The sequence below is a fragment of the Bordetella avium genome, assembly GCF_034424645.1.
In the GTDB taxonomy this organism is placed as follows: domain Bacteria; phylum Pseudomonadota; class Gammaproteobacteria; order Burkholderiales; family Burkholderiaceae_B; genus Bordetella; species Bordetella avium.
Map to the genome: position 1 here is coordinate 1,750,187 of NZ_CP139969.1, position 15,404 is coordinate 1,765,590.

General features: G+C 64.6%; 2 protein-coding genes (1 of these 2 cut by a window edge). Both read left to right on the forward strand.

Going from position 1 to position 15,404, the window contains the following annotated elements:
• Positions 1-7,353 carry a DUF4347 domain-containing protein gene (locus U0029_RS08335; protein WP_114851988.1) on the forward strand — a complete coding sequence of 2,451 codons (7,353 nt, stop codon included), beginning with the start codon at positions 1-3 and terminating at the stop codon, positions 7,351-7,353.
• On the forward strand, positions 7,295-15,404 hold the beginning of the coding sequence (locus U0029_RS08340) for a beta strand repeat-containing protein (RefSeq protein ID WP_147294799.1). Its footprint extends 17,015 nt past the window's final position; the window shows 8,110 of its 25,125 coding nt (coding positions 1-8,110); the start codon lies at positions 7,295-7,297; its stop codon lies beyond the right edge, outside the window. The genes U0029_RS08335 and U0029_RS08340 overlap by 59 nt, the downstream gene beginning before the upstream one ends.

Consider the following 15,404-nt stretch of genomic DNA (forward strand, 5'->3'; position numbering starts at 1 on the left):
ATGAGCATCAAGAAACTGGCACGCAAACTGTGGACTGGCGCTTCCTCTCGCGAGGTGCAGCAATCGCTGTTCCGCCGCCGGCCGCTGTTCGAGGCTCTTGAGCGGCGCTATCTGATGTCGGCCGAATTGGTATTGCCGCCTGCGCCGCAGGCCTCCGATGAGGCGCCTATCGTGGCGCCGGCCCATCCAGACCAGGCCCATCCTCAGGCGAAAAAGCCAAGCGCACCCGGGACCCATCCCTATCTGGTGGAGCGGGCGGCTTTCCAGCAGTCCGGGACACTTGGCGAGTCGATGTCCCTGGGCCAGTATGCTCAAGCCGCGCAGGCTGCCAAAGCCGGGTTGCCGGCCGAGCCAGGGCTGTCTGTAGCGGGCTATACCACGCAGTCGGCGCAAACGCCGGTGCGTCAGATTATTTTTGTTGACCCGTCCATCGACAATGCAGAGCAGATGGTGCAGGGGCTTTACAGCTTGCTGAGCGGCAAGACCGAGGGCTTGGGCGGGCTGGCCACACCGACGGGCGAGGGCCCGCAGTTGCAGGTCTTGCGCAGCCACGATACGGAAATCATTGTGTTGGACGGCCGTTACGACGGCGTGGACCAGATCACCCAGGTTTTGGCGCAGCATAAAGATTTGGCGGCCTTGCAGATCATGAGCCATGGCAGCGCGGGTTCGCTTTCGCTAGGTTCTGCCAGCCTGGGCGAAGGCGGGCTCGACGCTTACAAGAATCAGTTGCGCGCCTGGGGCGATGCGATGGCCGAGGGTGGCGATATTCTGCTTTATGGCTGTAATGTGGCGGCAGGCCGGGGAGGCGTGAAGTTTATCGACAGCCTGTCGGCCATTACGCGGGCGGATGTGGCCGCTGCCACGCATAGCGTGGGCAGCGCGGCACTGGGGGGCGATTGGCTGCTGGATTACCGTCATGGCAGCATCGAGGCCACGACGCTGACCGTGGCGCCTTGGGATGGCCTGATGGCGACCTCGACAGGCTTACAGACGGGCGGGTCCACCCTGACGGCCGTGGCAACGCATGACAAGCTGCTGGCCTATGGCAGCGACAATACCTTTGTCTTTAACAACAGCTCCACGGCCACGACGACGACCATTGAATTGCGTCAGGGCATGAAGCAGGAAAACGGCGTCTGGGTGCGCAATGCGGACGACGAGAACAGCAACAATACGCTGGATTTCTCGGCCATCAAGGGCAATGTCACGGCCATCATCAGCAATCAGGACAGCTACCAGATCCGCTACAGCACCGTTGATGGCAACAATAACTGGACCGAGCATACGGTCAATGTGGTGTTCAAGTCCGCCGATGGCAGCCAAAGCCTGAAGATAGGCGACAAGACCTTCAATCTGGTGGGCACGTCGCAAAGCGGCAAAACCCTGCTGGACTACAGCGGCTACGCCACGGGTGTGACGGTCGACCTTTCCGGGCCTACGGCGGGCGGCAATAGCCAAGAAGTGCCGCCGCCGACCGGCTTCGGCTATGTGCGGGCCATTGGCGCGATCAAGGGATCGGCGCAGGGCGGCAACCGTATCACGGTGGTGGGCGGCACCACGGTCACGATCACGACCGCGCAAGACATTATCAAAAGCAGCGGCGGCGGCAACACCTTCATCGTCGGCGCTAACACCTTCGGTTTTTCCCTGACCCAGCAGGCAGGCCAAAGCGGCAACACCCTGGACCTCTCCCAATTCGGCGCTGACATCACGGCTCGCGTGCTGACGCAGGGCGGGGTGACCGTTTACATGGGGGCGGGTGTCGACAGCACGGGAGCGCAGCGGAATTTTTCTGGCGCGACGGCCCTGGTCAGCAATCTGGATATCCAGATTTTCGTCGGGGTCGAGGGCAAGACCACGCTGGATTACTCGGCCTATGAGGCCAATGTGACCGTCAACCTGAATTATCAGGACGAGGCGACCGCGCTTTATGACGCCACGGGCATGGCGGGGGTGATGAATGTCAGCAACGTCATCGGCGCGGGGGGACTCTACAGCAATGATATTGTGGGCAGCCTGGGCGACAACATCATCACCGTGGCGCATAACCGGGGGGTGAACCGCATCGCCGGCGGTGGCGGCAACGACTTGATTTTCGGCAACGGCAGTCTGAGTGGCGGCAGTACGGAGTATGTCGGCGGCGTGAAAAGCGACGCCGTACTCACGGGCGGCGCCACCTCGGCCCTGCTGACCACGACGCCGCCGGGCGCCAGCACAGCCCAGACCGTCCGACTCTACGGTGTGAATGCCGTCACCCTACAAGACTATCGCACGATTAATAATCAGGCGGCGGCGGGCGCGCCGGATCATGCGCGCACCCTCGTGACGCTAGACGGCTCGGGCTATAGCGGCGACCTGACGCTGATTGGCAGCGCAGGCGACAACATCCTGCGCGGCGGTCTGGGCCACAACGTCTTTACGGGCTACCAAGGCGATAACGAGCTCTGGGCGCAGTCGGCGGCCAAAAGCAATACCCTCTCGGAAAAGGGCAACTGGAGTTTCCAGTTGAGCGAGACGGCGCTGACGGCGGTTTATGCGGGCGATGGCAGCCCGGTGGCGATTGCGCCGGTGTTGTCGAACCGTTTGTATGGCCGTTTCACGGATGCCGAGCTCAATGGCGGTTTGAATGCCAGCGCAATCGATGCCTCGGCTTTTCAGGGCAATACGGTGTTGGTCAGCGGCCTGATGGCAGCCGGGGTGATCAAGGCCGGCAGCGGCGCGGGCAGCCGGCATCAGATCATTCTGCTGGGTGGCAGCTATGACATCACCGGAGGTAGCGGGGCAGGGGCCAGCACGGAGCTGGTGGTGCTGGCCGACGGTCTGACCGGGGCGACAGACGAGGCGCTGCGCGCAGCCTTGCTCACCAGTCAGGGGGCGGGCTGGCTGGCGCTGCGAGATAGTGGCGGCGTGGGCGGCTGGGACGGCTGGATTCAGCGTGACGCGAGCGCGAGCAGCGGTTCTAACTACCGCAACATCACGTCCGCCAAGGTCTTGGGCGGCGAATACCGAAATTGGATCGACACCTCGGCCTTCAAGGGCGTGGTGACGATAGACGCCCATGCGGGCACGGACAACACCTTTGTCATCGGCAATACCCACGCCAGCAATGTGATCGGTTCGGCCGGCGAGAACCGGATTCTGGTCGCCACGGGCAATAATGATTTGCGTTTGAGCAATGGCGAACTGACCTTTACCCGCACGGGCGGGCAGGTGCTGGTCTCGACCTTCACCCGCGTCAAGGATTTTTCCATCACGGTGCAGGGCGACGGCCGCAAGGTGGACACGACGGGCTTTAGCGGCCTGACGACCCAGAGCTATTTGAAGGATTTGGGCTACCAGAGCAGCACGGGGCCGGCCTTGAGCGTAGTTTTCCCGAATGCAGGCAATGCCCGCGTGGATATCGGCCTGGAGGGTGTGAGCACCATTCAGGGCCTGCTTGATGCCATCAAGGCCGGCGTGATGGTGAACGCGGCCGGCCAGCCCATTCGCATCGCCGTGGAAGGCCCCAATGCGGGCAAGCCGCTGCCGGCTTCGGATACGAGCACGCGATGGGACTATCTTTATGCCTTGGAGGCGGGGCTGAGTGCCGATGGCCGCCTCGAGATCCGCTATAGCCAGGCCGCGCGCGATGCCGGTTATTCCGGGGCGTTCACCTTGATGCCCGGCATGCGTGCCAAGCTGAACGCCGATGGTACGGTGTCGTCGTCTACGGTCGTGTTGTCGCAGGCCGCCCATCAGTTGGGCCTGCTGGCGGGCAGTGAGCTGCAACGCAAGTCTGACGCCAATGGGGTGTTCCAGGGAGCGGTGCTGGCCATCGCGCACAACACGGAATTTATCCTGGCGGGCGCCAATGCGCAGATCCGTTCGGGCGGCGGTGAGAACACCTTCAGCATTCAGTACGGCACGGGAAACAACGAGACAGGAGGCGGCAACCGCATCATCGCCCTTGCGGGCGCGGTTAATCATCTGGTGGTCAACACGACTCGCGACGTCGTGCTGTCACCGTCGGTGGTGCGCTATGTCAGCGGCGGCGTGCAGGGCGGGATTGTGTATTTCGCGCCTGGAGTGATGACGGACGCCACCCTGATTGCGGTGAACGAAAGCGGGCGCGTGACTCTGGATGCCTCGACCTGGACGGCGCCGGTCAGCCTGGTCAGCTACGGCGGCAGCAATGTGCTCAAGGGTAATCGCAGCGACGTCAGCTTTGTGGTGCAACTGCCTGAGGCTGGCGCGGCGCAGGGCGTGGAGGTGTCGCTGGCGCAAGCGGGCGGCAGCAACAACCGCTTGCAGATGGTCAAGCAGCAAGATGGGCAGACCGTCACTACGCTGTCCAGCATGCTGGACAGCGGGGGCGCGCTGAACGGCATCGTGCTCGGCGCCAATACGGACGCCGTTGACTACATTTTTGATCTGGGCGACAAGGGGGTCGTGGACCGCAATATTGGTCTGGATGCGCCTGGCCGCAACGTGACGATTACCGGCAAGTCGTACACGGTCACGCATGACGTGACGGTGGATCGCGACCATACCCTGCGGCTGGAAGGGCAGTTTATTACCCTGGGCCAGGATAGCGGCGCCAATATTTTGCTGACGGCCGGGGCCATCCAGGTCGTGGCGCAAAGCTATCGCCCCTGGCGCAGTGCATTTGCCCAGATTTATACGGTCGAGGCCGACGTTACGGTCAAGAATGCGACCCTGTGGGCCACCGACGATGAGGGCGACGGGATCCGCATTGAGGCCACGCTGGATAGCGGCTCGTACCAGGCGGCGGACAAGGGGGAAAGCCAAAGCGGTTTTCTGGGCACCTTGCTGGATGGCAAGAACAAGGCGCTCGAGGCGCTGAAGACTTTTGCGGATGCGGCCAGTGCGATTGCGACCTGGGCCGGCGTGACATACAAGACGAATATCGACATCGGCGTCAATGCCAAGCTGGTTTCCAACAGCGATATTTCGGTCTTGGCGAGCAATACCGTAGAAATGGAACTCAGCCCCACCGTTGCCAAGGTGGCAGGGGTGGCGGTAGGGGTCTTGCAGAATGTTGCGCACATCACCCTCAATGGCTCCTTGACGGCGTCCAAGACGATTACCGTGGGCGCACACAACGAGCAGACCCTGACGATCGAGCTGACACCCGAGCATATGGGTGATGGGATTTCCCTGGGTAGCGCCGGCCGTCTGGATAGCGTGCCGGCAGTGATTGCCGTGGGTGTGAGCGTGGTGATCAGCGACGCCTCGGTTAACGTCGGCAGCACGGCCGTGCTGCAAACCGGCCTGCGCGCCGACATCGGCGCTGGCCCTATTGTGCTGGTCGAGAGCGGCGAGGGTGGAGATATCACCGTTTTCGCCAAAACCGACCATACGGTGACGATCACGCTTGAAGCCTCGGGGGAAATGGCCTCCAGTGACGATACCCAGGCCGTGGATGCGGACGATCCCGCCTCGACCGCCGAGAAGGGCCGCTATAACGCGAGCTATGCCAAGGTGGGTGTGGCCGTGGCGTTTGCCTATAACCAGATCAACACCTCCGTTCAGATGGACGGCAAGATTCAGGCCCGCGACGAAGGCAAGGTGATCGTGCAGGCCGAGACCGCCGATGGCGGCAGTGCGATATCGGTGCAGACCATTTTGGGCGGCAAGGCCGCCACCGGCAGCGATTACGCCGACCAGGTCAAGAACGAGAGCAAGTCTGCGGTGATGAGCAAGGTGACGGACCCGGCTGCCGGGGCCGCGCGCCAGGGGCTAGGCAAGGGCTCACAATTGGTGAAGGCCTTTTTCGGCGCCTTGCTGGAAGACAGCAATAGCCGCAGCTTTGGCGAGACGATGCGTGACGTCAAGGCCAAAAATCAGGCTAAAGAGATTGTGGCTTACGACGAGTCCGTCGAGAAAGAATCCGGCAAGTCATCGACGGAGTTCCAGGTCGGGGCGGCGCTTGGCATGGCCATGAGCACGCTCAGCACCACGGTGCATATTGGTGATACGGCGCGTATCAACACGGCGGGTGGCGATGTGGAGATTGGCGCGCTCACCTCGTACAGCACCCAGTTCACGGTGATGAGCGGGGTTGACGACGCGGCGATCAAAGAGAAGAGCGATTTTCTCAAAGAAAAGAATGGCTTGACCACGGATCAGGTCCAGCGCAATCCGGGCGGCGATGGTTCGGATTTGGGCGCCGCAGGCGCCGTGGTGATCAGCATCGAGAACGTCAAGACCCGGGCAGAGATCGCCGGCGGGGCCGTGGTGGTGAGCCGGGGCGGTGATATCTCTGTCTCCAGCCAGACGCTGAACCAGATCGACCCGGACGGTCTTTGGCTCTATAACCTGTACTCGCCGTTCAAGGATATCCAGGGCGCCTGGGACAAGGCCGATGGCAACCAGGAAAAGGCGGGCGTTGCGAAAGACGCCGGCCTCGAGTTTCTCAATAACTTGCAGGCCACCCTCACGAGCACCGGGGGGATTTCATCCAGTTTCAGCACCTGGGCCAGCGCGACCGCCAAAAGCAAAAAACTGGCGCTGTCCGGCGCCTTTACCATCGATGTGCAGGCGACCCAGACACAGGCCATCGTGTCGGGCGAGTTGGATACGCGGGCTGCCGCCGGGGATGGCGCGGTCAATGTGACCGCCCTGAACTCGACCCAGCGCATGAATCTGGTGGGCAACATCATCCTGCCGCAGATGGAGATAGGCGGCACGGGCTTTCTGAGCGAGGCGGGTCCGCGAGGCGAGGATCAAGGGCGTTTGTCGTACGGAAAGGAAATGGCCAAGGGCTTTTTGAAGCCCACGGTCAGCGGCTTTGACTATGGCAGTGGTTCCAAGGAAGGTTCTGCCATCGGCGTGTCGGTGTATGTCAAGGTGGCGACGCATGACACCCAGGCCCTGGTCAGCAACACGGCCCGTATTCGTTCGGGCGATCTGACTGTCGACGCCTCGAATGAATTGATCTCCGTGACGGTGGGCGCATCGGGCGGCCAGGCTAAGACCATGGCGGTCAACGGGGTGGTGTTGGTCAATGTGACCAGCGCCACCACCGTGGCGCAGGTCGGGCGGGGGGCGGTGGTGAATGCCTCGGGCAAGGCCGCTGTCGTGGCGAATGACGCGACCTGGGTAGGCACGGTCGCGGGCGCCGTGGCGCGCTCCGAGACGGTCGGCATCGGCATGAGTGTAGGCATCAATAGCATCACTCGGGACACCCAGGCCTTGATCGGCCAGCGTTTGGACGATAGCCGCGCGCAGACCGGCCCGGCCGGTGAGTTTTCGGCCGCAGAGCTGTTGATCAGCGCGCATAACAAGGGCTTTGTCGGCAATCTTGCGATCGGGATCGCGGGTCAGCACGTCGCCGCCGAGTTCGGATGATGCCGCATCGGGTGATGTCCTGTCGGTCAAGGCGCCTCCTAGCCAGGGAGGCGCGACGCCGGGAGCCGGGGCAAGCCCGGCCAACCCCGGCGAGGTCTCGTCGCTGTCTGACATCCTCAAGCAGATCGGAGCGTCGACCTCGACGTTGACGCAGGATGCCGGCGGCGGCAGTGGCGGCGCAGACAGCAAGCCGCAGTCCAAGACCGGTGTGGCGCTTGCCGGATCGGTCGCGGCGAACATAGTGAATGACTTTGCTCAGGCCTATGTCAATGCTGCGGGTCTTGCCCTCACCATTGGCGGCGCGGCCCGCATCGAAGCCCAGAATACGACGCATGCGCTAGCGCTTTCCGGTGCGATGGCGCAATCGAAATCCGATACGGCGCAGACCAATGTGGGCATCGCAGGCGCGTTCGGCATGAATGTGCTGAGCGGACAGGCGCGCGCCGAAGTGGCGTTGGCGGGCAGTTTGATCGTGGCGGGTGATCTGGCGCTGTCGGCGCGCCGCCAGGGGGTGGCCGCGACGCTGGCGGCCGGTCTGGCGGGAGCGAGCGGCCAGAAGGGCATCGCGGTGGCAGGGTCGGTCGCGCTGACCGTCGCGGACTACAGCAATATCGCCCGTTTGGGGAATGTGGCGACGATCAAGGCGCGTGATGTCCAGGTCACGGCCAAGGACAGCAGTGTGGTGGCGACGGTGGCCGGCTCTGGCGCGGTCTCCGAAGGCAAGGCGGGGGTAGGCGCCGCCGTGGCCGTGAATGTCAGCAATACACGGGTCGAGGCGGCCATCCGTCAGGCGACGGATCTGCTCTATACCGGCAAGGTGTCGGTGTCGGCCGAGTCCAGCCAGGTGATCGTGGGGTTTGCCGGGGCCTTGGGCAAGGCGAACGATGGCGCGGGCCTGGGCGGATCGGTGACGGTGAATGTGGTGGGCAACCGCATCGAAAGCTATATCCTGAACAGCAGTGTCCGCTATGGCGGCGCGCGGACCAGCGGTAGCGATGTGCATGTCGAGGCGCTGGACAAAACCACGCTGGTGGCGGTTACCGGCGCGGCGGGCGTGGGCAAGAAGGCGGGCGTGGGCATCGCCATCAGCTATAACCAGATTGCGAATGCGGTGTTGGCTGGTGTCCAGGGGTCGACCGTCAACACGGCCGGCGGCGGGCTGCTCAGCATTACCGCCGAGGACCGGTCCGCCCTGGGCGGCGGTGCGGTGGGCGTTGGCGTGGGGACGGGGCAGAGCGGCTTTGCCGGCGCCGGTTCGGTGCAGGTCAACCGCCTGCAATCGGCCGTGGCGGCCTATGTCCTGCCGCGCTACAGCAATAACACGGCAGTGCCCGGCAGCAGTGTCATTCAGGCGAATGCCGTGACGGTCCGCGCCACCGGAAACGCCACGCTGGTCGCCGTGACAGGCGGCGCCGCCATGACGCAGGGCGGCACGGCGGCGGTGGGCGCTTCGGTTAGCGTGAATGAATTCAGTTCACGCACCAGTGCTTTGATCGAGCACAGCAATATCGATGTGAAGGGCAAGGTGGACGTGTCGGCTCACGCCTCGCCGCTCATGGTATCGGTCGGCGCGGCTGGCGCACTGGCCAAGAAGTTCGCCCTGGCCGGGGCCGTCAATGTGAATATGATGCGCGGCGCGACCGAAGCGCGGATCTCCGACAGCACGGTCGCGGCGGGCCAGAGCGCGGGTTTTAACGGGCAAGCCGTGCGCGTCAATGCGTCGGATGCTTCGGCGCTTTACGCGATTACCGTGGCGGGCGCCGTCGCCCTGGAGGGCGCGGCGGCGGGCCTGGCGGTGGCCGTCAATATCATGGGCGGCAACACCGCTTTTGACCGCAGTCTGCTGAGTTTCGACGATAAGCAATTGGCGGACTCGGGCGCGCAGGTGCAGCTGGCCAATGTGGCTGAAAACGGCGATCCGGCGACCCACCCCAAGGTGACGGCCGCGATTGTGCGCAGCGATGTGCGCGCGACGCGCGGCGACGTGAATGTTTTCGCGGGCCTGGTCGATCCGCTGGCCGCAGGCGGCAACGCCCAGTTGAGCGGCGGCGATGTGCTGGCCGTCAACGATGGTGATATCCGGATCAACCAGGGGGGCAGCAGCCTGGTTTTTGACGGGCTGGCTGCTGAGATCATCAATGGTAAGGACGTCAGCGGGAGCGCCGGGCTGCCTGGAGGGCAGAGCCCGGCAGGCGGCGAGTTCTCGGGTTGGCAGACCGGAGATGGCATTTACTTGAGCGCGGGCGCCGGCAATATCCGGCTCGCCGATGGCAGCAGCCTCAGTGCTGACCGCGTTTACTACATCATCCGGCGCACGGCGCCCGATGGCCAGGCCATCATCCAGCTGGCTGCTACGCAGGAAGACGCGCTGCGCGGCAAGGCCCTGGAATTCGCTGCCGTGCAGAATGTCTCGGGCATCCGCTTCGCTCATGTGCGCATGCAGGAAGCGAACACGGTGAATTTACAGCCCTTCCATGGCGCGGATGCCACGGTGGACCTGGACCAGGTCAATAACCGCCTGATTATCCATGCCCCGTTCGAGGGTTTGCAGGAAGGCGCCGCGATTATCTATAGCGGTTCTCTCGCGAATGGCAAACTCGAAGATGTTCTGGCTCATCGCATTGTGCGCCAGGGCCAGGATGTACTCGCAGTCGGCGTCAGTTATTACGTGAGCGGCCTGGTCAGGACGGTCGACGGCCAGGTGTCGTTCCAGTTGCGCGACGGCCAGGGTAAGGTGGTCGATCTCAGCGGTGCGACGGTCGGCGGCGAGCTACAGCGTTTCAGCGTGGACAATCCGGCGGGCGGCAAGCTCAGCGCGGACGGCAGTCTGACACTGCCCAAGGCCCACGGTCTCGCCAACGGCGACAAGGTGGTGATCAAGCTGGGCGCCAATGGCGTACTGACCGGTCTGAATGATGATCACGTCTATGTGGTGCAGGTCATCGACAGTGTGACGCTGCGCTTTAGCCATCTCGATGGCAGCGCGGTGAGCCTGGCCGAGCTGGGCTATGTCGCCGAGTTCAACACGACGACAGGGCGTTATAGCTACTACCGGACCGACGCCGAGGGCAACAAGCAGTTCGACGGACAGGGCAAGCCCATAGCGCTTAACCCCGATGCCTTGATTGGGATTACCCGGGTGCAGGTGGAGCGTCAAACCTCTGAGTCAAGGACCACGACCAAGAGCGACGGCACCGAGCAGACCACGATCACCCAAGGCCAGGCTCAGGACGCGACCTTGAGGGCGACGCAGATCCGAACCCAGGTGGCGGGAGAAAACAGTTTGCGCTTCGGCGCTGACCAGGGGCTGGCGACTGGGGATCTGGTGGTGTACCGCAGCCAGGGCCGTGTCGTCGATGGCCTGGTCGACGGGGAGCGTTATTACGTCATCAATGTCTCCGGCGACGGTGGCTTTGGCTATCGTCTGGCCTCCTCTTTGCAAAATGCCCGCGACGGCATCGCCATCGCGCTGGGCGCGGGCAGCGGCAGCGGCGGCATCAGCTTGCAGAAGGTGGTCAATCGCTTGGATAGCGGTGGCCTGATCACGCTGGATATCGCCGCGCTGACCCAGGGCCACAGTCTGACGAACAGCATGTTAAGCATTACCGTGGCCGGCGCGGGCGGGAAGTCCCTGGGCGGCGCGGGCGCGATTGGTGTGAACCTGTCACGCACTGAAGTCCAGGCAGTGATCGACAACACGGCTAGCGCGGCTCAGGTGAATGCCTCCTCGGGCCGCCTGTCTGTCTCGGCGCAGGATAGCAGCCGCATCGTGACGGCGACGGGCGCGCTGGGCGTGTCGCTCACGCAGGGCACGTCGGCGGCCATCGGTGCTTCTGTCGGCGTGGCCGATATCCGCAATGGCGTGAAGGCGGCCATCCGCGGCACCCAGCTTACGGCGCAGGCCGTGCAGGTCAGCGCCGAAGCGCGCGCCAGCATTTATAACGTGTCGGTCGGCCTGGCCGGCGGAGCGGGTGTGGCTGTTAGCGGTTCTTTGGCGGTTAACACCCTGCAGAACACGGTGCAGGCCAGCATCACGGATGCCACCATCCGCGCCACCACGGGCGATATCCGTATTCTGGCGCGGGATACGGCCAGCATATCGGCGCTGGCGGGCAATGTCGCGGTGTCGGCGGGAGGCCGCGTCGCGGCCGGCATGGCTTTTGCCGTCAATCGGGTGTTCGACACGGTGTATGCCGGCGCCTTGCGTTCTTCGCTGGTAGCGGCCGGGGATATTGTGCTGCAGTCCACTTTCGGTCGTCCCGACGATCTGCCACCCGGACTGGACGCGCAGATTGCGGCGATGGCCGTCAGCGGTGCGGTCGCTGTCGGCGGCTCGGGAGCCAATGTCGGGTTTGGCGGCTCGGCGGTGTTGAACTGGATAGCCAACACCATTACGGCGGAAGTGGGCGAAACAGCGGCCAACCAGGCGGTGAGCGCCGACCGTGACCTCTTGGTGCAGGCCAACGATAGCTCCACCATCAACAGCCTGGCTGGCGCGGTGGCCCTGGGATTGGGCAGCAGCGGGGCGAGCGTCGCGGTGGGCGCCAGCCTGGCGTACAACTATGTGGGCGGCTCGCCGCTGGGGGTGTCGCGGTCCCATGCTATCACAGCGCACATCCGGGATACCGAAGGCGCGGTGCGGGCCGAGCACGTTCAGGTGACATCGCTGTTCTCGGGCGCCATCCATAATGTGACCGTGGCGGGCAGCGTCGCTGTGGGCACGGTGGCGGTATCGGTGGGCGGTTCGGTGTCCATCAACCGCGTTAACAGCCGTAATGAAGCGGGCATCCGCAACGCCCGCCTGATCGAATCGCTGGCGCAGTCGGGCAGTGTGCCCGGCGTGGCGGTGCATGCGGGCGATGAGGGCTATGTATTGGCCGTCGCGGGAGGGCTGGGGGGCGCGGTGTCACCCGGTAGCGGCGTGGGCATTGCCGCCGGGGTGGCGGCCACCGACAACGAGGTGGCCAACCATACCCTGGCCTATATTCATGGCGCGGGCGCCGGCAATGCGGCCGGCACGACGCGGGTTCGTACCCAGACCGGCTTGGCCGTGGAAGCGATCAATGCGTCGCAAATCGTATCGGCCACGATAGGCGTGGCCACCTCGGTCGCCGCAGGGCAGGGCTTTGCGGGCGCGGGGGCGGGCGCTGGCAGCGGCAATACGATCGCGGGCTCGGTCGAGGCGAGCCTCACGCGGGTGGACATGCCATCGAGCGCTACCCTGAATCAGGGCGAGGTCCGGGTCAGCGCCGAAAACAGGAGCCGCATCGTGACCGTGGCAGGCGCCCTGGGCCTTGCGGTTTCTGCAGGCGGCGTGGGCGCCGGGGCCTCCATCGGCGTCTCGGTGGCCATCAGCCATATTGCGACGGTCGTGCGGGCCAAGGTAGAGGATGCGCAGCTACGCCTGAACGGCTCAGGGGTCCGTGTCAGCGCCTCGGATACGGCCAGCATCACGGCCATTGCCGTGGGCGGCGCGGTGGCCGTACAGGCCGGTGCAGGCGGGGTGGCGATTGCCGTGGGCACCAGTGTCGCGGTCAATAAGATTTTCAACACGGTTGAAGCTACGATATCCGGCAGCAGTGTCGCGACGGCCGGCGGCCAGGTGGTCGTCAACGCAACCCAGCAGGCCGATATCTTGGCGGTTGTGCTAGGCGCTTCGGTGGCCGTGTCGGCGGGCAGCAGCCTCAATGCGGCCATCGGGGGAGGCGGGGCGCTGGCGCGCAACGTGATTTCCGCCAGCGTGCATGCCCAGATCCATAACGCGGTTATCGATACGAGCGGCGCGGCTGGCGTGCCGGGGGCCTTGCTTGTCGAGGCACTGGGGCTATCGCGCATCAATGCCGTGGTGTTGGGCATGTCGGCCTCGGTGTCGGTCAGCCAATACGCGGCAGCCTCCGCGGCGATCGGTGTCGCAATGGCCGAAAACGTGATTGGCTATGACGTCGATGGCGCCGGACAGGTGGTGCCGCTAGACGCGGCGCGCGCGGCCAACGATATTGTGGCGGCTATCGATAATAGCCGCGTCATCGCCGGGGCGGTGACGGTCGACGCCCGCAACGTCCGCTTGAACGCCGATGGCTCGGTGGCGCGTCAGCAGACCATCGATGCGGTCGTGGTGGCAGGGGCCGTGGCGGTGTCGGTGGCTTATGCGCCGCCGGTGGTCGATGGCTTGGGCCTGTCTGTTTCAGGCGCGGGCGCCGGCGCGCGCGCGGTCAACAAAATACAGACCCGCATCGTTGCCCGTATCAGCGACCAGGGCCAGGCCTTGCCGTTCAAGGCGGGCAGCGTGTCGATCAAAGCCTTGGATCAAGCGGCCATCCACAGCACGATTGCCGCCGTGGCGGTCACGGCGGCTCTGTCGCTGGGCCTCTCGGCGGCTCTGTCGGTTGCGGCTTCTCTGGCGCAGAACGAGATCAACAACGCCGCCCTGGCCGCTATGGACGGGGTGAGTCTGGTCGGCACGCCTGCGGTGACGGTCAAGGCGGACAGCCAGGCGCGGATCACCACGGTGTCCGTGGCCGTGTCGGTCAGCGTCAGCGCCGGTCTGGGCGGCGCGTCGCTGGCAGGAGGCGGCGCCAATGCTTTTAACCTGATCGGCTCGTCGGCGACCGCGCTGGTCAATGGCGCCAGCATCAGCGGCAATGGCGGCAATGCGCTGGTCATCGACGCGCGCATGCAGGGCAATATCGAGGCGACCGTGGTCGTGGCCAGTGTGGGCTTTACCGCCGCCGGCGCCTCTTTGGCCATCGGCGCTTCGCTGGCTGAGAACGTGATCAGCGAGACGGCGGGCGCGCGAGCCGGTTTGACGCATAGCCGTTTGTCCAATCTGGGGGCGGTGTCTGTCGCCGCCAACAGCGTGCAGGGCTTGCAGGCCAAGGTGGGCGCTGGCGCGGTGGCGGTGGCCATGCAGGGGGTGGCCATCGCGGGCGCCGGCGCTTCGGCTTTCAATACTTCGCGCGCGCAGACTCAGGCCTATGTCGATGATGTGAAGCAGATTGATCCCAATGTGCGCGCTGCGGCCAGCCTTGCCGTCCGAGCGACAAACAGCTCGGTCTTGCAGGCGACGGCTATCGGCGCCAGCGCGGCGGGCACGGGTTCCAATCTGGCATTGTCGGTGGGGGCGGCGCTGGCGCGCAACAAGTCGCTGGGCGACGTCCGGGCCTCTGTCGATAACAGTATCTTGTCCTCAGGCGCGGGTGCGCAGATGGCGAGCCTGACGATATCGGCCAACAATGACAGCAAGCTGGATGCCAAAGCGGTCGGCGCTTCGCTGGCGATGTCGGTCACGGGCGGCTCGGTGGCGATCGGCGCCACCGATGTCAGCAATATCGCGGCGTCCCGCGTGCAGGCGCAGCTTGACGGCTCCATCATCTCGGTTTCGGATAGCCTGAGTGTCGCATCCGCCGAGACCACGAGCCTGAACAGCGTTGCCGTGGCGGCCTCGGTTGCGGGCTCGCTGGGCGGCGTGGCGCTGTCCGGCGCGGGGGCGGGCAGTCAGCAAGTGGTGGCCAATGAGGTAAGCAGCCGCGTGCTGGCCTCCAGTGTCCATGCCGGCACGGGGGTGTCGGTGACGGCCGATAACCATGCGGCGATTACGGCCGTGACGGGGGCGGTGTCGGCCAGCGTGAGCGGCGTGGGTCTGGGCGGGAGCATGGGCCTGTCCCTGGCCAGCAACCGCTTCGGCGCCTATGCCGGTGATGGGCTTGCGCGCCACAATGGCGCGCAAGCCTATATCCAGGACAGCCAGGTCGAGGTCAAAAAGGGCAATGTGAATGTCCTGGCAAGCTCGTCCGAGACGCTAAGCAGCGTGAATTTCGCGGGGGCGCTGGCAGTGGTCGGCGCCGGGGTGTCCGTGGCGGCATCGGGCGTGCAGGTCAGCAATCGCTTTGCGACACGGACCTCGGCTTATATTCAGGGCTCGACCGTGATGGCAGGCCTGGCTGACGCCGGTGGATCGCTCACCGTGCGCGCCAAAGACGATAGCAAAATCCTCAAGTCCACCGCCTATGGGGTGGCGGCATCCGTGGTGCTGGCGCCCGGCGCCGCCGTCG

Bases quoted from the DNA above. Each gene is read 5' to 3' on its own strand.
- U0029_RS08335 (WP_114851988.1), top strand. From the start codon at position 1: ATGAGCATCAAGAAACTGGCACGCAAACTGTGGACTGGCGCTTCCTCT.